23 protein-coding genes and 5 tRNA genes are annotated in these 25,300 nt (G+C 51.8%); 15 read left to right on the plus strand and 13 right to left on the minus strand.

Features of this window, described 5'->3' with window-relative positions; genetic code table 11:
- Nucleotides 1-55: 55 nt before the first annotated feature.
- From mltB to luxS, 15 genes are all read left to right on the plus strand, one after another.
- Nucleotides 56-1,141 (plus strand): lytic murein transglycosylase B, encoded by a 1,086-nt coding sequence (gene mltB / locus FTE26_RS09205; protein ID WP_001295177.1) that lies wholly within the window; start codon nucleotides 56-58, stop codon nucleotides 1,139-1,141.
- A gap of 144 nt (nucleotides 1,142-1,285) precedes the next feature.
- Complete coding sequence (gene pncC, locus FTE26_RS09210) at nucleotides 1,286-1,783, plus strand: nicotinamide-nucleotide amidase (RefSeq protein WP_000132231.1); 498 nt, start codon at nucleotides 1,286-1,288, stop codon at nucleotides 1,781-1,783.
- A gap of 79 nt (nucleotides 1,784-1,862) precedes the next feature.
- Nucleotides 1,863-2,924, plus strand: coding sequence for a recombinase RecA (gene recA / locus FTE26_RS09215; RefSeq protein WP_000963143.1), 1,062 nt, complete (start codon nucleotides 1,863-1,865; stop codon nucleotides 2,922-2,924).
- Between the two features lie 242 nt (nucleotides 2,925-3,166).
- On the plus strand, nucleotides 3,167-3,667 hold the full coding sequence (recX, locus tag FTE26_RS09220) for a recombination regulator RecX (RefSeq protein ID WP_000140506.1): 501 nt from the start codon (nucleotides 3,167-3,169) through the stop codon (nucleotides 3,665-3,667).
- A 127-nt stretch (nucleotides 3,668-3,794) separates the two neighbouring features.
- Nucleotides 3,795-6,425 carry an alanine--tRNA ligase gene (gene alaS, locus FTE26_RS09225; protein ID WP_000047176.1) on the plus strand — a complete coding sequence of 877 codons (2,631 nt, stop codon included), beginning with the start codon at nucleotides 3,795-3,797 and terminating at the stop codon, nucleotides 6,423-6,425.
- Between the two features lie 234 nt (nucleotides 6,426-6,659).
- Nucleotides 6,660-6,845: a carbon storage regulator CsrA gene (csrA, locus tag FTE26_RS09230; protein ID WP_000906486.1), complete on the plus strand. Its 186-nt coding sequence runs from the start codon at nucleotides 6,660-6,662 to the stop codon at nucleotides 6,843-6,845.
- Nucleotides 6,846-7,160: 315 nt separating this feature from the next.
- A tRNA-Ser gene (locus FTE26_RS09235) sits at nucleotides 7,161-7,253 on the plus strand.
- 3 nt (nucleotides 7,254-7,256) lie between these two features.
- A tRNA-Arg gene (locus FTE26_RS09240) sits at nucleotides 7,257-7,333 on the plus strand.
- A 197-nt stretch (nucleotides 7,334-7,530) separates the two neighbouring features.
- Nucleotides 7,531-7,607, plus strand: a tRNA-Arg gene (locus FTE26_RS09245).
- Between the two features lie 63 nt (nucleotides 7,608-7,670).
- Nucleotides 7,671-7,747: transfer RNA gene (locus FTE26_RS09250), tRNA-Arg, on the plus strand.
- A 198-nt stretch (nucleotides 7,748-7,945) separates the two neighbouring features.
- Nucleotides 7,946-8,022 (plus strand) — tRNA-Arg (locus tag FTE26_RS09255).
- 280 nt (nucleotides 8,023-8,302) lie between these two features.
- Nucleotides 8,303-8,869, plus strand: coding sequence for a fructose-1-phosphate/6-phosphogluconate phosphatase (yqaB, locus tag FTE26_RS09260; RefSeq protein WP_000273305.1), 567 nt, complete (start codon nucleotides 8,303-8,305; stop codon nucleotides 8,867-8,869).
- Nucleotides 8,866-9,294, plus strand: a complete 429-nt coding sequence (locus tag FTE26_RS09265; protein ID WP_001287457.1) for a YqaA family protein — start codon at nucleotides 8,866-8,868, stop codon at nucleotides 9,292-9,294. The genes yqaB and FTE26_RS09265 overlap by 4 nt, the downstream gene beginning before the upstream one ends.
- A gap of 72 nt (nucleotides 9,295-9,366) precedes the next feature.
- Nucleotides 9,367-10,923, plus strand: coding sequence for a glutamate--cysteine ligase (gshA, locus tag FTE26_RS09270; RefSeq protein ID WP_000611802.1), 1,557 nt, complete (start codon nucleotides 9,367-9,369; stop codon nucleotides 10,921-10,923).
- Between the two features lie 149 nt (nucleotides 10,924-11,072).
- Nucleotides 11,073-11,588: an S-ribosylhomocysteine lyase gene (gene luxS / locus FTE26_RS09275; protein ID WP_001130210.1), complete on the plus strand. Its 516-nt coding sequence runs from the start codon at nucleotides 11,073-11,075 to the stop codon at nucleotides 11,586-11,588.
- Nucleotides 11,589-11,651: 63 nt separating this feature from the next.
- Here luxS and emrB read toward each other — a convergent pair whose 3' ends face one another.
- The 13 genes from emrB to nrdH form a co-directional block, all read right to left on the minus strand.
- Nucleotides 11,652-13,190 (minus strand): multidrug efflux MFS transporter permease subunit EmrB, encoded by a 1,539-nt coding sequence (gene emrB / locus FTE26_RS09280; protein WP_001295176.1) that lies wholly within the window; start codon nucleotides 13,188-13,190, stop codon nucleotides 11,652-11,654.
- Nucleotides 13,191-13,206: 16 nt separating this feature from the next.
- Entirely contained in the window at nucleotides 13,207-14,379 is a 1,173-nt protein-coding gene (emrA, locus tag FTE26_RS09285) for a multidrug efflux MFS transporter periplasmic adaptor subunit EmrA (RefSeq protein WP_001295175.1), read from the minus strand.
- A gap of 126 nt (nucleotides 14,380-14,505) precedes the next feature.
- Nucleotides 14,506-15,036 carry a multidrug efflux transporter EmrAB transcriptional repressor EmrR gene (emrR, locus tag FTE26_RS09290; RefSeq protein ID WP_000378442.1) on the minus strand — a complete coding sequence of 177 codons (531 nt, stop codon included), beginning with the start codon at nucleotides 15,034-15,036 and terminating at the stop codon, nucleotides 14,506-14,508.
- 90 nt (nucleotides 15,037-15,126) lie between these two features.
- Entirely contained in the window at nucleotides 15,127-15,462 is a 336-nt protein-coding gene (gene ygaH, locus FTE26_RS09295; protein ID WP_000119767.1) for an L-valine transporter subunit YgaH, read from the minus strand.
- On the minus strand, nucleotides 15,452-16,189 hold the full coding sequence (ygaZ, locus tag FTE26_RS09300) for an L-valine exporter subunit YgaZ (RefSeq protein ID WP_000445658.1): 738 nt from the start codon (nucleotides 16,187-16,189) through the stop codon (nucleotides 15,452-15,454). The genes ygaH and ygaZ overlap by 11 nt, the downstream gene beginning before the upstream one ends.
- 123 nt (nucleotides 16,190-16,312) lie before the next feature.
- Nucleotides 16,313-17,497 carry an MFS transporter gene (locus FTE26_RS09305; RefSeq protein WP_000165722.1) on the minus strand — a complete coding sequence of 395 codons (1,185 nt, stop codon included), beginning with the start codon at nucleotides 17,495-17,497 and terminating at the stop codon, nucleotides 16,313-16,315.
- Between the two features lie 191 nt (nucleotides 17,498-17,688).
- Nucleotides 17,689-18,681 carry a glycine betaine/L-proline ABC transporter substrate-binding protein ProX gene (gene proX, locus FTE26_RS09310; protein WP_001216521.1) on the minus strand — a complete coding sequence of 331 codons (993 nt, stop codon included), beginning with the start codon at nucleotides 18,679-18,681 and terminating at the stop codon, nucleotides 17,689-17,691.
- A gap of 57 nt (nucleotides 18,682-18,738) precedes the next feature.
- Complete coding sequence (gene proW, locus FTE26_RS09315; protein WP_000774996.1) at nucleotides 18,739-19,803, minus strand: glycine betaine/L-proline ABC transporter permease ProW; 1,065 nt, start codon at nucleotides 19,801-19,803, stop codon at nucleotides 18,739-18,741.
- Entirely contained in the window at nucleotides 19,796-20,998 is a 1,203-nt protein-coding gene (gene proV / locus FTE26_RS09320) for a glycine betaine/L-proline ABC transporter ATP-binding protein ProV (protein ID WP_001297215.1), read from the minus strand. The genes proW and proV overlap by 8 nt, the downstream gene beginning before the upstream one ends.
- 354 nt (nucleotides 20,999-21,352) lie before the next feature.
- Entirely contained in the window at nucleotides 21,353-22,312 is a 960-nt protein-coding gene (nrdF, locus tag FTE26_RS09325) for a class 1b ribonucleoside-diphosphate reductase subunit beta (protein ID WP_000777938.1), read from the minus strand.
- A gap of 9 nt (nucleotides 22,313-22,321) precedes the next feature.
- Entirely contained in the window at nucleotides 22,322-24,466 is a 2,145-nt protein-coding gene (gene nrdE / locus FTE26_RS09330) for a class 1b ribonucleoside-diphosphate reductase subunit alpha (RefSeq protein WP_000246508.1), read from the minus strand.
- Nucleotides 24,439-24,849 (minus strand): class Ib ribonucleoside-diphosphate reductase assembly flavoprotein NrdI, encoded by a 411-nt coding sequence (gene nrdI / locus FTE26_RS09335; RefSeq protein ID WP_000080947.1) that lies wholly within the window; start codon nucleotides 24,847-24,849, stop codon nucleotides 24,439-24,441. Before nrdI ends, nrdE begins: the two co-directional genes overlap by 28 nt.
- On the minus strand, nucleotides 24,846-25,091 hold the full coding sequence (nrdH, locus tag FTE26_RS09340; protein WP_001223227.1) for a glutaredoxin-like protein NrdH: 246 nt from the start codon (nucleotides 25,089-25,091) through the stop codon (nucleotides 24,846-24,848). Before nrdH ends, nrdI begins: the two co-directional genes overlap by 4 nt.
- Nucleotides 25,092-25,300 lie beyond the last annotated feature (209 nt).

Genomic DNA, 25,300 nt, shown 5'->3' on the forward strand with positions numbered 1-25,300 from the left:
GGGCGTGATGCTTTACCATACTTGCCCCTGGTTGAATCTGTTAAATGGACCCCTCATGTTCAAGCGTCGTTATGTAACATTGCTTCCCCTTTTTGTGTTGCTTGCCGCCTGTAGCAGCAAGCCAAAACCTACTGAGACTGATACGACCACCGGAACGCCGTCTGGCGGCTTCCTGCTTGAGCCGCAGCACAATGTGATGCAGATGGGCGGCGATTTCGCTAATAACCCGAATGCCCAGCAGTTCATCGACAAAATGGTGAACAAACACGGTTTCGATCGTCAGCAGTTGCAGGAAATTCTCTCCCAGGCGAAACGTCTGGATTCGGTACTGCGGCTGATGGATAACCAGGCACCAACCACATCGGTGAAACCGCCATCAGGTCCGAACGGCGCATGGCTGCGTTATCGCAAAAAATTTATTACGCCGGACAACGTGCAGAACGGTGTGGTTTTCTGGAATCAGTATGAAGATGCGTTGAATCGCGCGTGGCAGGTGTATGGCGTACCGCCGGAAATTATCGTCGGGATTATCGGCGTTGAAACCCGCTGGGGGCGCGTGATGGGGAAAACTCGCATCCTCGATGCGCTGGCAACGCTGTCATTTAACTACCCACGCCGCGCGGAGTATTTCTCTGGCGAGCTGGAAACCTTCCTGTTGATGGCGCGCGACGAGCAGGACGATCCGCTCAATCTGAAAGGTTCCTTTGCCGGGGCGATGGGCTACGGACAGTTTATGCCGTCGTCTTACAAACAATATGCGGTAGATTTCAGCGGCGACGGGCATATCAACCTGTGGGATCCGGTTGATGCGATCGGTAGCGTGGCGAACTATTTCAAAGCGCACGGCTGGGTGAAAGGCGATCAGGTCGCGGTAATGGCAAACGGTCAGGCTCCAGGCTTGCCAAATGGCTTCAAAACTAAGTACAGCATTTCGCAGCTTGCCGCCGCAGGTTTAACGCCACAGCAGCCGCTGGGCAACCATCAACAAGCCAGCCTGCTGCGTCTGGATGTTGGCACCGGCTACCAGTACTGGTACGGTCTGCCGAACTTCTACACCATCACCCGTTACAACCACAGCACCCATTACGCAATGGCGGTCTGGCAGTTAGGACAAGCCGTGGCGCTGGCGCGAGTACAGTAGCTATTTACAAGAGGGGGGCGTGAGCTTCCCTCTGGCTAATCAGCTTTTTTCTGAATCCTCCTCGTAAAATTGCAACGCCAACACCATCTTCCTGACGAAAGTGCTATCTTGTCCGGCATAAATTTTTGACTGACAGAGGTTGTGATGACTGACAGTGAACTGATGCAGTTAAGTGAACAGGTTGGGCAGGCGCTGAAAGCCCGTGGCGCAACCGTAACAACTGCCGAGTCTTGTACCGGTGGTTGGGTAGCGAAAGTGATTACCGATATTGCCGGTAGCTCCGCCTGGTTTGAACGCGGATTTGTCACCTACAGTAACGAAGCCAAAGCGCAGATGATCGGCGTACGCGAAGAGACGCTGGCGCAGCATGGCGCGGTGAGTGAACCCGTCGTGGTGGAAATGGCGATAGGCGCACTGAAAGCGGCTCGTGCTGATTATGCCGTGTCTATTAGTGGTATCGCCGGGCCGGATGGCGGCAGTGAAGAGAAGCCTGTCGGCACCGTCTGGTTTGCTTTTGCCACTGCCCGCGGTGAAGGCATTACCCGGCGGGAATGCTTCAGCGGCGACCGTGATGCGGTGCGTCGTCAGGCTACTGCGTATGCATTGCAGACCTTGTGGCAACAATTTCTACAAAACACTTGATACTGTATGAGCATACAGTATAATTGCTTCAACAGAACATATTGACTATCCGGTATTACCCGGCATGACAGGAGTAAAAATGGCTATCGACGAAAACAAACAGAAAGCGTTGGCGGCAGCACTGGGCCAGATTGAGAAACAATTTGGTAAAGGCTCCATCATGCGCCTGGGTGAAGACCGTTCCATGGATGTGGAAACCATCTCTACCGGTTCGCTTTCACTGGATATCGCGCTTGGGGCAGGTGGTCTACCGATGGGCCGTATCGTCGAAATCTACGGACCGGAATCTTCCGGTAAAACCACGCTGACGTTGCAGGTGATCGCCGCAGCGCAGCGTGAAGGTAAAACCTGTGCGTTTATCGATGCTGAACACGCGCTGGACCCAATCTACGCACGTAAACTGGGCGTCGATATCGATAACCTGCTGTGCTCCCAGCCGGACACCGGCGAGCAGGCACTGGAAATCTGTGACGCCCTGGCGCGTTCTGGCGCAGTAGACGTTATCGTCGTTGACTCCGTGGCGGCACTGACGCCGAAAGCGGAAATCGAAGGCGAAATCGGCGACTCTCACATGGGCCTTGCGGCACGTATGATGAGCCAGGCGATGCGTAAGCTGGCGGGTAACCTGAAGCAGTCCAACACGCTGCTGATCTTCATCAACCAGATCCGTATGAAAATTGGTGTGATGTTCGGTAACCCGGAAACCACTACCGGTGGTAACGCGCTGAAATTCTACGCCTCTGTTCGTCTCGACATCCGTCGTATCGGCGCGGTGAAAGAGGGCGAAAACGTGGTGGGTAGCGAAACCCGCGTGAAAGTGGTGAAGAACAAAATCGCTGCACCGTTTAAACAGGCTGAATTTCAGATCCTCTACGGCGAAGGTATCAACTTCTACGGCGAACTGGTTGACCTGGGCGTAAAAGAGAAGCTGATCGAGAAAGCAGGCGCGTGGTACAGCTACAAAGGTGAGAAGATCGGTCAGGGTAAAGCGAATGCAACTGCCTGGCTGAAAGATAACCCGGAAACCGCGAAAGAGATCGAGAAGAAAGTACGTGAGTTGCTGCTGAGCAACCCGAACTCAACGCCGGATTTCTCTGTAGATGACAGCGAAGGCGTAGCAGAAACTAACGAAGATTTTTAATCGTTCGTTATTGATGATAATAGATAATGTGTGCACGGACGGTCCCCTCGCCCCTTTGGGGAGAGGGTTAGGGTGAGGGGAACAGGCCAGCACTGGCGTGAAAAATTACTCTCACCTCGATCCTCTAACGAATTGGGCCTGCGGGAACATTCTGCACACTCATTGACTATTAAATCTGTTTATCAGCAAAACCTGGGTCGCATCTGCGGCCCTTTTGCTTTTTTAAGTTGTAAGGATATGCCATGACAGAATCAACGTCCCGTCGCCCGGCATATGCTCGCCTGTTGGATCGTGCGGTACGCATTCTGGCGGTGCGCGATCACAGTGAGCAAGAACTGCGACGTAAACTCGCGGCACCGATTATGGGCAAAAATGGCCCAGAAGAGATTGATGCTACGGCAGAAGATTACGAGCGCGTTATTGCCTGGTGCCATGAACATGGCTATCTCGATGACAGCCGATTTGTTGCGCGCTTTATCGCCAGCCGTAGCCGCAAAGGTTATGGACCTGCACGTATTCGTCAGGAACTGAATCAGAAAGGTATTTCCCGCGAAGCGACAGAAAAAGCGATGCGTGAATGTGACATCGACTGGTGCGCACTGGCGCGCGATCAGGCGACGCGAAAATATGGTGAACCTTTGCCAACTGTCTTTTCAGAAAAAGTTAAGATCCAGCGTTTTCTGCTCTATCGTGGCTATCTGATGGAAGATATCCAGGATATTTGGCGAAATTTTGCCGACTGAACGCATACGGTATTTTACTTCCCAGTCAAGAAAACTTATCTTATTCCCACTTTTCAGTTACCAGCCCGGCGGTTAAGACACGCTGGAGCTGGTGGCGATATTTCGTTAGCTTGATTTCAGGATAATTATGAGCAAGAGCACCGCTGAGATCCGTCAGGCGTTTCTCGACTTTTTCCATAGTAAGGGACATCAGGTAGTTGCCAGCAGCTCCCTGGTACCCCATAACGACCCAACTTTGTTGTTTACCAACGCCGGGATGAACCAGTTCAAGGATGTGTTCCTTGGGCTCGACAAGCGTAATTATTCCCGCGCTACCACTTCCCAACGCTGCGTGCGTGCGGGTGGTAAACACAACGACCTGGAAAACGTCGGTTACACCGCGCGTCACCATACCTTCTTCGAAATGCTGGGCAACTTCAGCTTCGGCGACTATTTCAAACACGATGCCATTCAGTTTGCATGGGAACTGCTGACCAGCGAAAAATGGTTTGCCCTGCCGAAAGAGCGTCTGTGGGTTACCGTCTATGAAAGCGACGACGAAGCCTACGAAATCTGGGAAAAAGAAGTCGGGATCCCGCGCGAACGTATTATTCGCATCGGCGATAACAAAGGTGCGCCATACGCATCTGACAACTTCTGGCAGATGGGTGACACTGGTCCGTGCGGCCCGTGCACCGAAATCTTCTACGATCACGGCGACCACATTTGGGGTGGCCCTCCGGGAAGTCCGGAAGAAGACGGCGACCGCTACATTGAGATCTGGAACATCGTCTTCATGCAGTTCAACCGCCAGGCAGATGGCACGATGGAACCGCTGCCGAAGCCGTCTGTAGATACCGGTATGGGTCTGGAGCGTATTGCTGCGGTGCTGCAACACGTTAACTCTAACTATGACATCGACCTGTTCCGCACGTTGATCCAGGCGGTAGCGAAAGTCACTGGCGCGACCGATCTGAGCAATAAATCGCTGCGCGTAATCGCTGACCACATTCGTTCTTGTGCGTTCCTGATCGCGGATGGCGTAATGCCGTCCAATGAAAACCGTGGTTATGTACTGCGTCGTATCATTCGTCGCGCAGTGCGTCACGGCAATATGCTCGGCGCGAAAGAAACCTTCTTCTACAAACTGGTTGGTCCGCTGATCGACGTTATGGGCTCTGCGGGTGAAGACCTGAAACGCCAGCAGGCGCAGGTTGAGCAGGTGCTGAAGACTGAAGAAGAGCAGTTTGCCCGTACTCTGGAGCGCGGTCTGGCGTTGCTGGATGAAGAGCTGGCAAAACTTTCTGGTGATACGCTGGATGGTGAAACGGCTTTCCGTCTGTACGACACCTATGGCTTCCCGGTTGACCTGACGGCTGATGTTTGTCGTGAGCGCAACATCAAAGTTGACGAAGCTGGTTTTGAAGCAGCAATGGAAGAGCAGCGTCGTCGCGCGCGCGAAGCCAGCGGCTTTGGTGCCGATTACAACGCAATGATCCGTGTTGATAGTGCATCTGAATTTAAAGGCTATGACCATCTGGAACTGAACGGCAAAGTGACCGCGCTGTTTGTTGATGGTAAAGCGGTTGATGCAATCAATGCAGGCCAGGAAGCTGTGGTCGTGCTGGATCAAACACCATTCTATGCGGAATCCGGCGGTCAGGTTGGTGATAAAGGCGAACTGAAAGGCGCTAACTTCTCCTTCGCGGTGGAAGATACGCAGAAATACGGCCAGGCGATTGGTCACATCGGTAAACTTGCTGCGGGTTCTCTGAAAGTGGGCGACGCTGTGCAGGCTGATGTTGATGAGGCTCGTCGCGCCCGTATTCGTCTGAATCACTCCGCAACGCACCTGATGCACGCTGCGCTGCGCCAGGTTCTGGGGACTCATGTATCGCAGAAAGGTTCACTGGTTAACGACAAGGTGCTGCGCTTCGACTTCTCACACAACGAAGCGATGAAACCGGAAGAGATTCGTGCGGTCGAAGACCTGGTGAACGCACAGATTCGTCGCAATTTGCCGATCGAAACCAACATCATGGATCTCGAAGCGGCGAAAGCGAAAGGTGCGATGGCGCTGTTCGGCGAGAAGTATGATGAGCGTGTACGCGTGCTGAGCATGGGCGATTTCTCCACCGAGCTGTGTGGCGGTACTCACGCCAGCCGCACTGGTGATATTGGTCTGTTCCGCATCATCTCTGAATCGGGTACTGCTGCAGGCGTTCGTCGTATCGAAGCGGTAACCGGAGAAGGCGCTATCACCACCGTTCATGCAGACAGCGATCGCTTAAGCGAAGTCGCGCATCTGCTGAAAGGCGATAGCAATAATCTGGCGGATAAAGTGCGCTCAGTACTGGAACGTACGCGTCAGTTAGAAAAAGAACTACAACAGCTTAAAGAACAAGCTGCCGCACAGGAGAGCGCAAATCTTTCCAGTAAGGCAATTGATGTTAATGGTGTTAAGCTGTTGGTTAGCGAGCTTAGCGGTGTTGAGCCGAAAATGTTGCGTACCATGGTTGACGATTTAAAAAATCAGCTGGGGTCGACAATTATCGTGCTGGCAACGGTAGCCGAAGGTAAGGTTTCTCTGATTGCAGGCGTATCTAAGGACGTCACAGATCGTGTGAAAGCAGGGGAACTGATTGGTATGGTCGCTCAGCAGGTGGGCGGCAAGGGTGGTGGACGTCCTGACATGGCGCAAGCCGGTGGTACGGATGCTGCGGCCTTACCTGCAGCGTTAGCCAGTGTGAAAGGCTGGGTCAGCGCGAAATTGCAATAATATAAGCGTCAGGCAATGCCGTGGACTCGCTTCACGGCATTCGCATTAACGCTATCGACAACGATAAAGTCAGGTTGAAGTTGTGTATATCGGCTAAACTTAGGTTTAACAGAATGTAATGCCATGACTGCTTACATGTAATGTGTTTGTCATTGCTTACTTTTTGGCGTTATATGATGGATAATGCCGGGATACAGAGAGACCCGACTCTTTTAATCTTTCAAGGAGCAAAGAATGCTGATTCTGACTCGTCGAGTTGGTGAGACCCTCATGATTGGGGATGAGGTCACCGTGACAGTTTTAGGGGTAAAGGGCAACCAGGTACGTATTGGCGTAAATGCCCCGAAGGAAGTTTCTGTTCACCGTGAAGAGATCTACCAGCGTATCCAGGCTGAAAAATCCCAGCAGTCCAGTTACTAATCTTTCCGCGTCTCATCTTTATCGGTGAGACGCACCCTCAAAATTTCTCCTTCACTCTATAGTCTTTTCGCTTTACTCCCGTTCATTCAACTTAAGTCTCCATTTTTTTGCATTACTACTATCTGTCAGACCTCCATTTTTCTGTTGATAAAACACTCTTTTTGACGTTTTTACAGACTAATTGAACGTGAAGTGTGCAAACGATAAAAGTGTAGGAAAAATTGTTTGACTTATAAGTCTCAGAAAGTAATATGTGCGCCACGCAGCGACGATGAGCGATAAACAAGTTCTTCGAAGCACTCGTAAGAGGCGTGTGGTGAGGTGGCCGAGAGGCTGAAGGCGCTCCCCTGCTAAGGGAGTATGCGGTCAAAAGCTGCATCCGGGGTTCGAATCCCCGCCTCACCGCCATTTGCATCCGTAGCTCAGCTGGATAGAGTACTCGGCTACGAACCGAGCGGTCGGAGGTTCGAATCCTCCCGGATGCACCATATTCTACGTACTTTCAGCGATGAAGGTATGGAAGAGGTGGCGGTATAACCGCAGGCACCAGGGAGGATAACGTTGCTTTAGCAACGGCCCGAAGGGCGAGCCGCAAGGCGAGTAATCCTCCCGGATGCACCACCTCTTACTTGATACGGCTTTAGTAGCGGTATTAAAAAATCTGCAGTAAAGTAAGTTTCCCGATGCATCCGTAGCTCAGCTGGATAGAGTACTCGGCTACGAACCGAGCGGTCGGAGGTTCGAATCCTCCCGGATGCACCATCTCTTACTTGATATGGCTTTAGTAGCGGTATCAATATCAGCAGTAAAATAAATTTTCCCGATGCATCCGTAGCTCAGCTGGATAGAGTACTCGGCTACGAACCGAGCGGTCGGAGGTTCGAATCCTCCCGGATGCACCATATTCTCCGAAATCTTCAGCAATGAAGGTATCGAAGAGGTAGCGGAATTAACCGCAGGCACCAGGGATGATAACGTTGCTTTAGCAACGGCCCGAAGGGCGAGCCGCAAGGCGAGTAATCCTCCCGGATGCACCATCTCTTACTTGATATGGCTTTAGTAGCGATATCAATATCAGCAGTAAAATAAATTTTCCCGATGCATCCGTAGCTCAGCTGGATAGAGTACTCGGCTACGAACCGAGCGGTCGGAGGTTCGAATCCTCCCGGATGCACCATATTCTCCGTAACCTTCAGCAATGAAGGTATCGAAGAGATAGCGGTATTAACCGCAGGCACCAGGGAGGATAACGTTGCGTCAGCAACGGCCCGAAGGGCGAACGCCAGTGAGTAATCCTCCCGGATGCACCATCTTCTCCCAAAAATTTCCTTCAAAAATATCTCATTTCTAAATAACTACTTTATCCATTTCCTGAATTTTCTTCTCCTTCGCCATCAGCGACAAAATCAAGCAATTACGCTAAAGTAGCGTCATATTTTTCGACTTGCGAGAAGACCATGTACGAGCGTTATGCAGGTTTAATTTTTGATATGGATGGCACAATCCTGGATACGGAGCCTACGCACCGTAAAGCGTGGCGCGAAGTATTAGGGCACTACGGTCTTCAGTACGATGTTCAGGCAATGATTGCGCTTAATGGATCGCCCACCTGGCGTATTGCTCAGGCAATTATTGAGCTGAATCAGGCCGATCTCGACCCGCATGCGTTAGCGCGTGAAAAAACAGAAGCAGTAAGAAGTATGCTGCTGGATAGTGTCGAGCCGCTTCCTCTTGTTGAAGTGGTGAAAAGTTGGCATGGTCGTCGCCCAATGGCTGTAGGAACGGGGAGTGAAAGCGCCATCGCTGAGGCATTGCTGGCGCACCTGGGATTACGCCGTTATTTTGACGCCGTCGTCGCTGCTGATCACGTCAAACACCATAAACCCGCGCCAGACACATTTTTGTTGTGCGCGCAGCGTATTGGCGTGCAACCGACGCAGTGTGTGGTCTTTGAAGATGCCGATTTCGGTATTCAGGCGGCCCGTGCAGCAGGCATGGACGCCGTGGATGTTCGCTTGCTGTGAGTGAAGCGTTATCGCTTTTCTCGTTGTTTGCCAGTAGTTTTCTCAGCGCTACACTATTACCCGGCAACTCCGAAGTCGTGCTGGTGGCAATGTTGCTTTCCGGGATCAGTTATCCCTGGGTTTTAGTTTTAACAGCAACAATGGGTAATAGCCTTGGAGGGTTAACTAACGTTATCCTTGGGCGTTTCTTTCCATTGCGTAAAACATCGCGCTGGCAAGAGAAAGCTACCGGCTGGCTGAAACGCTATGGTGCAGTCACGCTATTATTAAGCTGGATGCCCGTGGTTGGCGATTTACTGTGTCTGTTAGCGGGATGGATGCGCATCTCCTGGGGGCCAGTAATCTTTTTTTTGTGCCTTGGTAAAGCGTTACGCTATGTTGCAGTTGCAGCAGCGACCGTTCAGGGCATGATGTGGTGGCACTAATTGTAGGCCTGCACATATGGTCACCATTACAGTTATGCTAATTAAAACGATTTTGACAGGCGGGAGGTCAATTTGATCCCGGACGTATCACAGGCGCTGGCCTGGCTGGAAAAACATCCTCAGGCGTTAAAGGGGATACAGCGTGGGCTGGAGCGCGAAACTTTGCGTGTTAATGCTGATGGCACACTGGCAACAACAGGTCATCCTGAAGCATTAGGTTCCGCACTGACGCACAAATGGATTACTACCGATTTTGCGGAAGCATTGCTGGAATTCATTACACCAGTGGATGGTGATATTGAACATATGCTGACCTTTATGCGCGATCTGCATCGTTATACGGCGCGCAATATGGGTGATGAGCGGATGTGGCCGTTAAGTATGCCATGCTACATCGCAGAAGGTCAGGACATCGAACTGGCACAGTACGGCACTTCTAACACCGGACGCTTTAAAACGCTGTATCGTGAAGGGCTGAAAAATCGCTACGGCGCGCTGATGCAAACCATTTCCGGCGTGCACTACAATTTCTCTTTGCCAATGGCATTCTGGCAAGCGAAGTGCGGTGATATCTCGGGCGCTGATGCCAAAGAGAAAATTTCTGCGGGCTATTTCCGCGTTATCCGCAATTACTATCGTTTCGGTTGGGTCATTCCTTATCTGTTTGGTGCATCTCCGGCGATTTGTTCTTCTTTCCTGCAAGGAAAACCAACGTCGCTGCCGTTTGAGAAAACCGAGTGCGGTATGTATTACCTGCCGTATGCGACCTCTCTTCGTTTGAGCGATCTCGGCTATACCAATAAATCGCAAAGCAATCTTGGTATTACCTTCAACGATCTTTACGAGTACGTAGCGGGCCTTAAACAGGCAATCAAAACGCCATCGGAAGAGTACGCGAAGATTGGTATTGAGAAAGACGGTAAGAGGCTGCAAATCAATAGCAACGTGCTGCAGATTGAAAACGAACTGTATGCGCCGATTCGTCCAAAACGCGTTACCCGCAGCGGCGAGTCACCTTCTGATGCGCTGTTACGTGGCGGCATTGAATATATTGAAGTGCGTTCGCTGGACATCAACCCGTTCTCGCCGATTGGTGTAGATGAACAGCAGGTGCGATTCCTCGACCTGTTTATGGTCTGGTGTGCGCTGGCTGATGCACCGGAAATGAGCAGTAGCGAACTTGCCTGTACGCGCGTTAACTGGAACCGGGTGATCCTTGAAGGTCGCAAACCGGGCCTGACGCTGGGTATCGGCTGCGAAACCGCGCAGTTCCCGTTACTGCAGGTGGGTAAAGATCTGTTCCGCGATCTGAAACGCGTCGCGCAAACGCTGGATAGCATTAACGGCGGCGAAGCGTATCAGAAAGTGTGTGATGAACTGGTTGCCTGCTTCGATAATCCCGATCTGACTTTCTCTGCCCGTATCTTAAGGTCTATGATTGATACTGGTATTGGCGGAACAGGCAAAGCGTTTGCAGAAGCCTACCGTAATCTGCTGCGTGAAGAGCCGCTGGAAATTCTGCGCGAAGAGGATTTTGTAGCCGAGCGCGAGGCATCTGAACGCCGTCAGCAGGAAATGGAAACCGCTGATACCGAACCGTTTGCGGTGTGGCTGGAAAAACACGCCTGACAGAAAAGAAAAAGGCCACTCGTGAGTGGCCAAAATTTCATCTCTGAATTCAGGGATGATGATAACAAATGCGCGTCTTTCATATACTCAGACTCGCCTGGGAAGAAAGAGTTCAGAAAATTTTAAAAAAAATTACCGGAGGTGGCTAAATGCCGTTGTTAGATAGCTTCACAGTCGATCATACCCGGATGGAAGCGCCTGCAGTTCGGGTGGCGAAAACAATGAACACCCCGCATGGCGACGCAATCACCGTGTTCGATCTGCGCTTCTGCGTGCCGAACAAAGAAGTGATGCCAGAAAGAGGGATCCATACCCTGGAGCACCTGTTTGCTGGTTTTATGCGTAACCATCTTAACGGTAATGGTGTAGAGATTATCGATATCTCGCCAATGGGCTGCCGCACCGGTTTTTATATGAGTCTGATTGGTACGCCAGATGAGCAGCGTGTTGCTGATGCCTGGAAAGCGGCAATGGAAGACGTGCTGAAAGTGCAGGATCAGAATCAGATCCCGGAACTGAACGTCTACCAGTGTGGCACTTACCAGATGCACTCGTTGCAGGAAGCGCAGGATATTGCGCGTAGCATTCTGGAACGTGACGTGCGCATCAACAGCAACGAAGAACTGGCGCTGCCGGAAGAGAAGTTGCAGGAACTGCACATTTAGTCAGTAAACTATCTTCACAATTAATTGAAAAAAGCCAGTTCAAATGAACTGGCTTAGTTGTACTTAGTGCGCACCGCCTCCGCCGCCACCTGCGCCAAATGGCGGTTTAGCAAACCACACCAGCCCCAGCAGGACGAGGAATATCCCGGCTGACATCCAGAAGATCTCATTGGCGGAAATAATCAGCCCCTGATTGGTGATCTGCTGGGCAATCCAGCCTGATGCCTGCTGTTGCGTCATCCCAAGCCCTTCCAGTTGACTGTACATCGCCTGGGCATTCGGGTTGAACGGGTTTACCGACTCAGTCAACTGCGCATGGTGCATCGACTCGCGGTTGGTCCACATGGTCGTGGTTATCGACGTGCCGATAGACCCCGCCAGCGTTCGCGTAAAGTTAGAGAGGCTCGATGCCGCCGCCAGTCGTTCCGGTGGCAAACCAGACAGCGTAATGGTGGTCAGCGGCATAAAGAAGCAGGCCACCGCAAACCCCTGGATAAACTGCGGCCAGGCCGACGCGCCAAAATCCATACCTGGTTCAAAGGTATAGGCACGCCAGTAGAAGCAGACGGCATACATAATAAAGCTGAAGGTTACCAGCCGCCGCATATCCAGTTTATGCGCGAAGCGGCCGATAATCGGCGACAGGATCACCGGAATAATCCCTACCGGCGCAGAGGCCAAACCTGCCCAGGTCGCCGTGTAACCGTAGACCTCCTGCAACAACTGCGGCAGCAGAACAATAGCGCCGAAGTAGAGCATATACGCGAGGCTGATACACAAGCAGCCGATGGTGAAGTTGCGCGACTTAAACAACGACAGATCGACTATCGGGTTATCGTCGGTCAGCTCCCAGACAATCAGGAAGCAGATAGCCACCACCGCCACCACGGTAAGAATGATAATTTCCTGTGATGAGAACCAGTCCAGCTCTTTACCGCGGTCGAGCATAATCTGCAGGCTGCCGATACCAATAACCAGCAGTGCCAGCCCCACGGCATCAATCCGCCGCCGTTCGGTGCGGGTTTCACGTCCGCGCAGAGTTTGCAGTGTCATCAACACCACCGCCACGCCAATCGGCACGTTGATGAAGAATATCCAGCCCCAGTGGTAATTATCGCTGATATAACCGCCGAGGATCGGGCCGCAAATTGGCGCGACAATCACCGTCATCGACCACAACGCCAGCGCGATCGAGCGTTTGGCTGGCGGGTAGTTATTCAGCAATAGACTTTGCGAAAGCGGGATCAACGGCCCGGCGACAATCCCCTGAATCACGCGGAAGAAGATCAGCATATTCAGGCTGCTGGAGACACCACACGCCCACGACGCAATAGCAAAGGCGATGGTGGACCAAAGGAACAGTTTCACTTCCCCGACGCGCTTTGCCAGCCAGCCGGTAAGCGGGATCGAGATGGCATTCGCCACCCCGAAAGAAGTGATTACCCACGTTCCCTGGCTGAGCGATGAGCCCAGATTCCCGGCGATAGTGGGGATCGCCACGTTAGCAATGGTGGAGTCCAGCACCTGCATGAATGTCGCCAGTGACAGCGCAATCGTCATAATGACCAGTTGCGCGCCTTCCAGCGGTTTTTGCTGTTGCATCACACGCACCTCTGGATTAGCCAGCGTTAGCTTTTACGATATCGTCGATCAGTTTATTGACAGGTGCCAGGCTGATTTCACGCGCGGTACTTACCGCGACCGGTGTTGAACGTACTTTATTTGCCAGTACCTGACCGTCACGGTTAGTGGTATTGACGCTCACCAGCGTGGACAAACCAATGCGCAGCGGGTATTGCTCCAGCTGTTTCTGGTCCAGTTCGATACGCACAGGTAGACGCTGAACGACTTTGATCCAGTTACCGGTCGCATTTTGCGCCGGAAGCAGTGAGAATGCGCTACCTGTGCCCATATCCAGACCAACCACTTTACCGGTGTATTTCACATCATCGCCGTAAATATCCGTGGTGATAGTGACCGGCTGACCGATACGCATATTGGCAATCTGCGTCTCTTTAAAGTTGGCATCCACCCACATATTGGTGGCTGGAACGACCGCCATCAGCGGCGTCGTTGGGCTAATTTGCGCCCCAGGCTGTACCGCGCGGCGGGAGACATAACCGGTCATCGGACTGACAATACGGGTACGCTCCAGCGCCAGCCAGGCGTTACGTACTTCGGTGGCAGCCTGTTGCACGGCAGGCTGATCTTCCAGTTTAGTCCCCAGAATCATCGCCTGATTGGCATTGTATTGTTGAATAGCGACGTCCAGTTGCGCCTGGGCACTGGTGACGGCGTCGCGGGCGTGTTGCAGCTCTTCGCGACCAATCAGGTTGGCATTGCCCAGCGGCACACGGCGGTTGTAGTCGCTTTGTGCTTTCGCGAGGGCGATTTTTTGCACCTCAATATTCGCCTGCAACTGTTTGCTGTTAATCATCAGCTGGTGGGTTTGGCGAACGCTGGAAGCCAGTGCAGTTTTGGCTTTTTCAAACGCCTGGCGAGCATCTGTCGGGTCGAGAGTGACCAGAACATCGCCTTCTTTTACAAAATCGGTGTTATCGGCCCAGACTTTCGTCACGCTGCCAGACACCTGAGACATAATTTGAATCTGATTCCCTGCCACGTATGCGTCATCGGTTTCTTCGAAATGACGCAGTACCAAAAACCAATAAATCCCTATCGCTACGGCAATAATTATAAAGAGCAAGGTGAGAAGGAGGAGCAGACGCTTACGTTTGCCGCTCTTCTTTACCGGTTGCTGCGGGGTTTGAGTCTCCGCATTTGCGCTCATATTGTTCTCCACGATCTTCTTAACTCATCGGCTGAGCCGACCTGCTTGCCAAAAAGGCCAGCATGTTGCGATGCTGGCCGGTCATTTTTTCTTTTATAAATCTGGATTTTTGAGCGAGATGACGCGTTAGCTCATCGCTTCGAGAACCACACCGTCTTGTTCCATCTGGTCGAGACGGGAGAGCAATTTGCGGGTGATTTGCTCGAGCTGATCTTTTTCTGTTGTGCTGAGCGCGGACCAGAGTTGATGCAGGCAGTTATGCTGCGGTGGTAAAACCTCGCGCAAAAACTCGTGACCTTTTTCCGTTAATTGCAGATGCAGGCAGCGGCGATCGTTATCGCTTTCACGACGTTCGATCCAACCGCGTTTTTCCAGTTCATCGGCAATACGCGTCGCGTTGGTACGGGATGATCCAAGAGCACAACTTAATTCAGAAGGCTGAATACTGTGGTTTTCCTGAGACTCCAGCGTAATCAACGCCATAAACAACGTCTCGTTAATCCCCTGAGCCTTCAGCATTTTATTGCGGTTCTCCAGCAGCTTGCTTTGCATGTGCATGCAAAGACGAGTCAGAAGGATCTCCTGATAAGGAAAATCTTCGTGGCGGCTGGCGCGAAATTTTAGCATTTGTTCAATGGGCGTAAACGAACTATCCATTTGGGTATGACCTCATTAATTTCAGCCGATATAGTAACGACAGTGACAAATAAAGTAAATGTATTGTTTTAGAAAAATGATTCTTGTGGGTTATATAATCGCCATCACTTTCCAGGCGAGCCCATAGGCCAGCGCACTAAGCAGTGTTGGGATGATAATGCTGCGTGTTTTATAGAAACTGTCACCCAGTACCGCGAAGCCGACCAGCGTGGGCACGAAACGGCGTGTATCGTGCATCACTTCTGGTGCGGTAGAGACAACCAGCAGAGCGCATATCGAGGCGATGCCAATGGTGTCGAGCAAAATACCTACCGCGCCACGTTTGGTTGGGCGGGCATTACCCACACGCAGGCGCAGCGGCAAATAGCGGAAGCAATAATTCGCCACGCCAACCAGTAACCCAAGCAGCAGAACCTCATAGCTCATCGGGCGCTCCTTGCCAGAATGCCTGGATTAACGCAGTGAGGCAGCCACAGACAATGCCTGCCAGAATGGCGACGGGAATAGAAAATAGCGTTACGCCTGCAAGGGCACCAACTAACGCTGCGGTAACGCAAAGAGATTGTTTGCGCTGGAAAGAGGCGAGCAGGAAACTCATAAAGAGTGCCGGAAGCATAAAACCTAATGCAGCTTCAACGGCGGGATAACCTTGCAGCAAGCCGCTGCCGGAGAATGCCCCTATTACCGTACCAAATACCCACGATGACCATGAACTGAAGGCAATGCCGATCATCCAGTTCTCGCTCCAGCGGCGATTATTGCGTACCAGTTTTGCGGTTGCGGCGGCAAAAACCTCATCCGTCAGGCCAAATGCCCACAGGGCGGTTTTCGATTTTTGCAGACGCTGAATAATACGGCTACGCAGTGACGGGCCATACAACACATGGCGAACATCCATTGCCATGACGGTCAGTGCAGCAACCCACAAACTACTCCCGGCTGCCAGCATCGCGGTAATGACGAACTGGCTCGCGCCTGCATAAATGATGCAGGAGAAAAAAACGCTTTCGAGAGGAGAGAATCCCAGACGGGTCGCATTCAGACCGAACGCAAAGGCCACCGGAATATAACTAATAACAATCGGTAAACTGTCTTTGCATCCTTCCATGAAGGTCGCCGAACCAGGAGCAGGCTGTGGAGTAGGGCTTTCCATAGAGTGTACGCTTAACGATTGTTAATATTATAAATAGACTGAATGAATATCTTAACCTTATCAGACTGATGGGCTTCTTAACACCCTTATAAGTGTAAAGCCACGAAAACGGTTGCTGATTGCTTAATTTGCGGCTTCCTGACGATGAAAACCTCGCCACCAGACCAGTAAGTTAACCAGGGCAATCGTCGCGCCAGCCAGACAAACGCCAGCCCAACCGCCATGTTGCCAGGCTGAGGCTGAAATTAGCGAACCGGCGGCACCGCCAATAAAGTAGCTGGTCATGTAACCTGCGGTCAGGCGATTACGCGCATCAGGGTGTATTCGATAAATTACCGTCTGGTTAGTGATATGCACGCCCTGTACGGTGAGATCCAGCACCAGGATTCCGATAATCAACGCCAGTACGGAAGTGTGACCAAACCAGATCGCCAGCCATGAAAGTAATAGCAGCAGCAGACCGAAAGTTGTGGTGTGGTGCGATTTACCCTTATCGGCAAAACCGCCCGCCGGACGAGCGCCCAACGCGCCGGCAGCTCCCGCAAGTCCAAACAGACCAATGACACCATCGCTGTAGTTAAAAGGTGGAGCGGCAAGCAAAAAGGCCATTGAGGTCCAGAGAATGCTGAAGTTGGCAAAGGTCAGGCAGCCAAGCAATGCGCGGGTGCGCAGGATCTTATCGTTGATAAACATGCTGAAAACGGAACCCAACAACTGTGGGTAGTTGAGGTGGGTTTCTGATTTCATTTGTGGCAGACCACGCCATAATGCTAGCGCCATCAGAGCCATTAACACCGAGGCAACCCAAAAGACGGTGCGCCAGCCGCCGAGGTTTGCCAGTAACCCGGCAACGGTTCGTGCCAGCAATATCCCCAACAGCAGACCGCTCATAATGGTGCCAACCACTTTGCCGCGTTTATCCGGTGAAGCCAGCGTCGCTGCCAGCGGAACCAGAATTTGTGCCACGACAGAGAATAAACCGGTTAATGCCGTACCGAGGAGCATCATCGCCAGCGACTGACTGCTGGCGGTAATCAACATACCGCCCGCTGCCAGTAAGGTCATCGAGACAATCAGGCGGCGGCGTTCAAACATATCACCGAGGGGAACAAGAAACAGCAGACCTGCTGCATAGCCCAATTGCGCGGCGGTAACAATAAAGCCTGCCGAACTGGCGGAAAGGGAAAAGTTACGCGCGATGGTGTCGAGTAGCGGCTGGGCGTAATAGTTACTGGCGACCGCCAGACCGGTGGCGATAGACATCAGCACGATCAGCGCCGGGCTAAGCTCATGATTAGGTTTAGTCATTATTTTTGTTCATCAGGTGATGATTAAGCTGGAAATCAATAATAGCGGATGTTGATGAATATGGGATGAAAGATAGCTTGTTGAAATGTGCGATGTGGTTTGTAGGCATGATAAGACGCGTCAGCGTCGCATCAGGCATTGTGTACAGAGCGGCGGATGAGGCAAAAACGCCTTATCCGCCCGAATAAAAATTACTTCTGCGCTGCCAGCGCCTCATTCACCCAGCCATCGAACTGCTGCTGGTGGGCTTTGATCCAGCCATCAACATGGCCCTGAATATCGCCTTCTGAGGCTTTGCCGTCATGCATAATGGCGTTCTGGGCGTTAATATCTGCCACTGGCAACTGCATAATGGCAAACAGTTTCGCTGCTGCCGGGTTTTTCTCGGCCCAGGCTTTGTTGGCAACGATATGCATGGTGCTGACCGGGAAGCCATAATTCGCACCATTCGGCAGTTTGGTATCGGCGTTTTTATCGCCCGGCAGTGCGGAGAACGGCACCTGCAACCAGACCACATCTTTCCCTGGCTTCAGCTCATTACTCACCCAGTACGGCGTCCAGGTATAATAAAACACCGGTTTGCCCTCTTTGTAGCGACTGATGGTGTCGGCCATCATCGCCGCGTAGTTCCCCTGATTATGCGTCACGGTATGGGTCAGTTCATACGCGGCAAGCTGGTGGTTGATGGCACCTTCGCAGCCCCAGCCAGGGTTACACCCGGTTAAATCCGCTTTACCGTCGCCGTTGGTATCGAACAGTTTGGCGATCTTCGGATCTTTCAGTTGTGCGATGTTGGTGATTTTATACTGGTCGGCGGTTTTCTTATCGATCAGGTAACCCTGTGCCGCGCCGTTAACAAATACCCCTTCACGATAAAATTTCTTATCGCCACCGGCAGCTTCGTACATGTTGTCATGCAGTGGCGTCCAGTTCACGGCGGTGAAGGTTGCATCGCCGGAAGCAAGCGAGGTGTAGCCAACGTTGTAATCTACTTCGCTGGGTTTGTTGACGGTATAGCCTAATTTCTCCAGCGCACGGCTGACCAGCAGCGTCTGGAAGGTTTCTTCGGTGATGGTGCTTTGAACTGGATTAACAGTAATACCTTTGCCCGGCAGATCGGCAGCAAAAGTTTGTGTAGAGATAAGCGTGGCAAACGCTGTCGCAAAAAGTACGCTATGTCGCATTGTTATTCCTTTTTTTGGCAGGGTGATAATGCCCGGCGTCACCGGGCAAGTGCAGAGTTACTTAATGAATGGGCGGGTCAGCAGACCAACAGGGCCAGTGGTGTACCAGCGACGGTTGCCGCGACTGCGTGAGTCGCGCCCAACGGCCTGCGTCAGGCGATCGAGGATAATGGCGAGGATCACAATCCCGACGCCGCCAACGGTGGCAAGCCCCATATCCAGACGACCGATACCGCGAAGTACCATCTGACCCAGCCCGCCGACGGCAATCATCGAGGCAATGACCACCATAGAAAGGGCCAGCATCAGCGTCTGGTTAACGCCCGCCATAATGGTCGGCATCGCCAGCGGTAACTGAACTTTGAACAGCATCTGGCGCGGGCTGGCACCGAATGAGCGCGAGGCTTCAATCAGATCCGCCGGAACCTGGTTAATCCCCAGAATGGTCAGACGGATAATCGGCGGCAGAGCAAAGATGATCGTCACCACCACGCCCGGCACGTTACCGATACCAAATAGCATGACGATTGGCACCAGATAAACAAACGCTGGCGTGGTCTGCATGGCATCAAGCAGTGGACGAATAATTTTCGCCGCTCGCGGACTTCTCGCCAGCCAGATCCCCAGCGGCAAACCAATGACGATACAGAACAGCAGGGCGGTTAACACCAGCGCCAGGGTAACCATGGCCTGCGACCAGGCACCGATTGCGCCGATGGCAATCAGCGAAACCAGCGTCGCCACGCCCATTCCGACCCCGGAAATCTGCCAGGCGATGAGAGCGAAAACGATAATCGCCACCGGTGCGGGCATACCCAGCAGCAATTGCTGGAAACCGTTGAGAATGTAATCAACCGGAACGCGCACGCCCTGGAAGACGGGACGGAAATGGGTAACAACCCAGTCGATCCCTTCAGTGACCCAACTGTCGAGCGGGATCAGCGTTTTATGGAACGGATCGAGAATATTAAAATGCTCGACGTTTGGCGCAGGCGTACTGGTCAGCCAGTCAGCACCACCGCCGTCAGTCGGTGCAGTCGCCGGTGTACCCCAGGCGTCTGCGGATTGCACGGCACTGTCCGCCGCTGGCGTGGTATCCCACGGATTATTTTGATCAGCCATTATTTCCCCCCTCACGATCTAAAGCACGCAGCAGCATTCCTTTCGAAATGATGCCGACATACTGTTGGTCCTCGTCGACCACGGGCACCGCACAGGGTGCCTGTCCGACATGAGAGAGCAACTCGCTAAGAGGCGTTTGTGCATCGACTGCTAACGGCGCATCAATCAGCGCCGCATCAAGACCTTGCTGCTGCGTTAACGCGGTTTTAAGCGAATCGATGGAAACTGCGCCGACAAACTTATTACCGCGTTCGATAACGTAGCCATATTCGCGATCTTCATCCTGCAATAATTTCAGTGCCGAACGTGGGCCGAAGCCAGGGGTTTTACGAATTAAGCCATTCGGTGTCCGGCGGGCAATATCTTTCGCACTGAATACCTGACTAATATCAACGCCACGGAAGAAGGTACGGACATAATCATTCGCCGGATTATTGAGAATTTCATCCGGTGTGCCGACCTGTACCACTTCACCATTTTGCATAATGGCAATTCGGTCGCCAATACGCATAGCCTCATCGAGATCGTGGGAAATAAAGACAATGGTGCGCTGATGTTTCGCCTGTAATTTTACCAGCTCATCCTGCATCTCGGTGCGAATTAATGGATCGAGCGCCGAGAAGGCTTCGTCCATTAATAATATATCCGGATTAATCGCTAACGCGCGGGCTAATCCCACACGTTGACGCATCCCGCCAGAGAGTTCATCCGGGTAGCTGTGGGCATAATTTTCCAGCCCGACCTGACGCAGTGCATCAAGGGCTTTTTCCCGGCGTTCTTCGGCATTAATTCCGGCCAATTCCATACCGAACGCAGTATTGTCCAGCACGGTCATATGCGGCATTAAGGCAAAGGACTGGAAGACCATCGCAATCTTTTTTCTGCGCACCTCACGGAGTTCGGCATCGGATATTTTGGCAATATCCACACCATCAATCAGCACTTGCCCGCGGGTGGGTTCAATCAGGCGATTGAGAAGGCGTACCATTGTGGATTTACCCGAGCCGGATAATCCCATGATGACAAATATCTCGCCTTCTTCAATGGCCAGACTGGCGTCTTTTACGCCAAGCGATAGCCCAGTTTTTTCCAGAATTTGTTCTTTCGAAAGTCCTTGTTCGATATATTTGAACGCTCGCTGTGGATGCTCGCCAAATATTTTATAAAGATTTTTAATTTCTAATTTAATTGCCATGCAATAGAAAGATTCCTTTATTTGTTTATGTCGATATATTACCCAATGGAAATAGTCACTTTTTTCTACCCTAACATACTGAGAATCTGAGGCAACCCCTGAGGGCAAATGTGGCATGAATATTGATGCGAGCAAATCGCCGGAATTTCCCGTGATATAAGGGCTGAGAGCAAATCGAGAAAAGTTGATATTTTTTGTCATAGATAGCGAAAAAACGCCTGAATATTGTAGTTTCAGGCGAATAATGCAACAGAGTATCAGTGTAGATCACTACAGAATATTTGCGTGATAAAAAGCTATTTGGCGGGAATTATTTCCCTGCTGCGGGTAGTGATATTTTTGAAAATAACACCCTCAGAAATTCCAGTCTTCATCTTCTGTTTCAACCGCTTTCCCCATCACATAAGAGGAGCCTGAACCGGAAAAGAAATCGTGATTTTCATCGGCATTCGGCGAAAGCGCGGCGAGGATTGCCGGATTCACTTCCGCCATTTCTGCGGGAAATAACGGTTCGTAGCCCAGATTCATCAAAGCCTTATTGGCGTTGTAACAGAGAAACGCTTTCACATCGTCAGCCCACGGGGTTTCGGCGTACAGCTCATCGGTGTATTGCAACTCGTTGTCGTAGAGTTCCAGCAACAAATCGAAGGCGAAACTCTTCAACTCTTCACGTTGTCCCAGAGATATCTTTTCCATGTTTTTCTGATATTTATAGCCTATGTAGTAACCGTGGACTGCTTCATCGCGGATAATCAGACGGATCAGATCTGCGGTATTGGTCAGCTTTCCGCGGCTGGAAAAATACATCGGCAGCCAGAAACCGGAATAGAACAAAAAAGATTCAAGAAACACACTGGCGATTTTCTTTTTCAGCGGATCATCACCGCGATAATGTTGCTGAATAATCTGAGCTTTTCGCTGCAACGGTGCGTTTTCTTCACTCCAGGCGTAGGCGGCATCGACATCTTTGGTCTGACACAGCGTCGAGAAAATCGAACTGTAAGAGCGGGCATGAACCGCTTCCATAAAGCTGATATTCGATAATACTGCCTCTTCATGAGGCGTGAGCGCATCGGGCATCAGCGAAGGCGCGCCGATAACATTTTGCAGCGTGTCGAGCAGCGTCAGGCCAGTAAAAACGCGCATTGTCAGTTGTTGTTCTACGACACTTAATGTCTGCCATGCAGGTATATCGTTCGACAGTGGCACCTTTTCTGGTAGCCAGAAATTGCTGGTCAGGCGATTCCACACCTCCAGATCTTTATCGTCAGATATCTTGTTCCAGTTGATGGCGCTGATACGTGAGAGTTTCATAGATATTCCTTAAAGTGCACAGGAGACGCAGCCTTCAATTTCAGTGCCTTCCAGCGCCATCTGACGCAGGCGAATGTAATAGAGCGTTTTGATACCTTTGCGCCAGGCGTAAATCTGCGCTTTGTTGATATCGCGAGTGGTGGCGGTATCGGGGAAAAACAGCGTCAGCGACAAACCCTGATCGACATGGCGAGTCGCTTCCGCGTAGGTGTCGATGATCTTTTCTGCGCCGATTTCGTAAGCATCCTGATACAGCGCCAGATTCTCGTTAGTCATAAACGGGGCAGGGTAGTAAACGCGTCCTGTTTTGCCCTCTTTGCGTATCTCTACTTTCGCCACAATCGGATGAATACTCGACGTAGCATGGTTGATATAAGAGATAGAACCGGTTGGCGGCACCGCCTGGAGATTCTGGTTGTATATGCCGTAGCGCATCACGTCGTCGCGCAGTTGCGCCCACATCTCACGGGTAGGTAACGTAATACCGCTGCGGGCAAACAGTTCGCCAACTTTCGCCGTTTTCGGCTGCCAGTTACCTTGCAGATATTGGCTGAAATATTCACCACTGGCATAGCGTGACTGTTTGAACCCGGCGAAGGTTTCACCGCGTTCGCGCGCCAGCAACATCGAGGTACGCAGTGCGTGCCAGGTGATGGTATAGAAATAGAGATTGGTGAAATCCAGGGCTTCCGGCGAACCATAAGCGATGCCTTCCCTCGCCAGATAACCATGTAAATTCATCTGCCCCAGTCCGATGGCGTGCGAGGCGGCATTTCCGGCTTCGATGGACGGCACGCTGCGGATATGACTCATATCTGACACCGCCGTTAAACCGCGTACGGCAGTCTCTACCGTGCGGGCAAAGTTGGGGGAATCCATGGTGTGGGCAATATTCAACGAACCTAAATTGCAGGAAATATCATGGCCTGTACGGGCATAGTCGAGATTCTCGTCATACTCTGAGGCGCTGTTAACCTGCAAAATTTCTGAGCAGAGATTACTCATATTTATGCGCCCGGCGATAGGGTTAGCACGGTTTACCGTGTCTTCATACATGATGTAGGGATAGCCGGACTCAAACTGGATTTCTGCCAGTCGCTGGAAGAAATCACGGGCGTTGAGGTATTTTTTGCGGATGCGTTCATCGGCAACCAGTTCGTCATAGTGTTCGCTAATGGCGATATCGGCAAACGGCTTGCCATAAACTCGCTCAACGTCATAGGGCGAAAACAGCGCCATCTGCGCATTCTCTTTTGCCAGATGGAAAGTGATATCCGGGATCACCACGCCAAGCGACAGTGTTTTAATGCGGATTTTTTCGTCGGCATTTTCCCGTTTCGTGTCGAGAAAACGCAGAATATCGGGATGATGAGCATGTAAATAGACTGCACCAGCCCCCTGACGCGCGCCGAGTTGGTTGGCATAGGAAAATGCGTCTTCCAGCATTTTCATCACCGGAATTACGCCAGAAGATTGATTTTCAATACGTTTAATTGGCGCGCCCGCTTCCCGCAGATTCGACAGCAAAAATGCCACGCCGCCGCCGCGTTTCGACAGTTGCAGTGCGGAATTTACCGCCCGGCCAATCGACTCCATATTGTCTTCAATACGCAGCAGAAAACAGGAAACCAGTTCGCCGCGCTGCTGCTTACCGCAGTTGAGGAATGTTGGCGTGGCTGGCTGAAAGCGTCCTGACAGCATTTCATCGGTCAGTTGCAACGCCAGCGTCGCATCGCCTTGTGCCAGCGTCAGCGCCACCATCGTGACTCGATCGGCAAAATCTTCCAGATAACGTTTACCGTCGAATGTCTTCAACGTATAGCTGGTGTAAAACTTCCATGCCCCGAGGAATGTCTGGAAACGAAAACCGCTGGTGTGTGCGTGGGCAAACAGCGTAATGACAAAGTCGCGAGAGTAGCGATTAAGAACGCTTTCATCATAGTAACCTTCGTTGACCAGCCAGTTCAGGCGCTGCTGCTGGCTACTGAAGGTCACACTGTTCGGACGCACATGCGTCGCAATAAAGGCGTCAACGGCCTGGCGGTCTTTATCGAACTGAATGCGACCTGCGCTATCGTAGAGGTTAAGCATCGCATTCAGCGCGTGGTAATCCATCGTTTCCTGCGTCAGGCATTCTGCGGTTGTCGTTGCCAAAATTCGGTTACTCCTTTACGAACGTTTTCGATATCGCTTTGCGTACCCATGAGTTCAAAACGGTACAGCCACGGCACGCCGCATTTCCGGGCAATCACATCTCCGGCGCGGCCATACGCCTCACCAAAGTTGCGATTACCAGAAGCAATAACGCCGCGAAGCAACGCCCGGTTGTGCTCGTCGTTTAAAAAGCGAATTACCTGTCGTGGCACCGCGCCAGCCGTACCGCCGCCGCCGTAAGAGGGCACGATCAGGATGTAAGGCTCGTCTACCTGAATCCGTTCCCGCTCATTGAGCGGGATGCGCACCGCGGGCAGACCTAAACGTTCGATAAAACGCTGCGTGTTTTCGGAGCTGCTGGAGAAGTAGACGAGCTGGCTCATGCACTGGCCGCGTGTGGCGCTGGATGCAGACGGTTAATCATGTCCGGACGGAAACCAGACCAGCTAAGATCGCCAGCAATCACTACCGGCAACTGACGAAAGCCCTGAGCACGCAACGCTTCCGCTGCTTCAGGAACGCGATCGACATTAATCATTTCAAAATCAAAGCCCCGGTTTTCCATCGCCCGTTTGGTGGCGTGGCACTGAACGCAATCGTTACGAGTGTAAATAGTAATGCGCATGATTCGTATTTCCGTTTAAAATGAAGATACGGCGCGATGATACGCGTCGGGTTGTCTCTCTGTTGATACAGAGATACTAGATGTAGTTGAAAAAAGATTCAACCACACAATATATAGCAAATAGTGGTCGAAATTACCCTGGATATGAGCGTGACGGGGTAGGGGGATTTTTGTGATTCACCAGGCAAAAAGAAACCCCGAAGCCAGGC

The organism is Escherichia sp. S10b (assembly GCF_028421345.1).
Lineage (GTDB): Bacteria > Pseudomonadota > Gammaproteobacteria > Enterobacterales > Enterobacteriaceae > ECMA0423.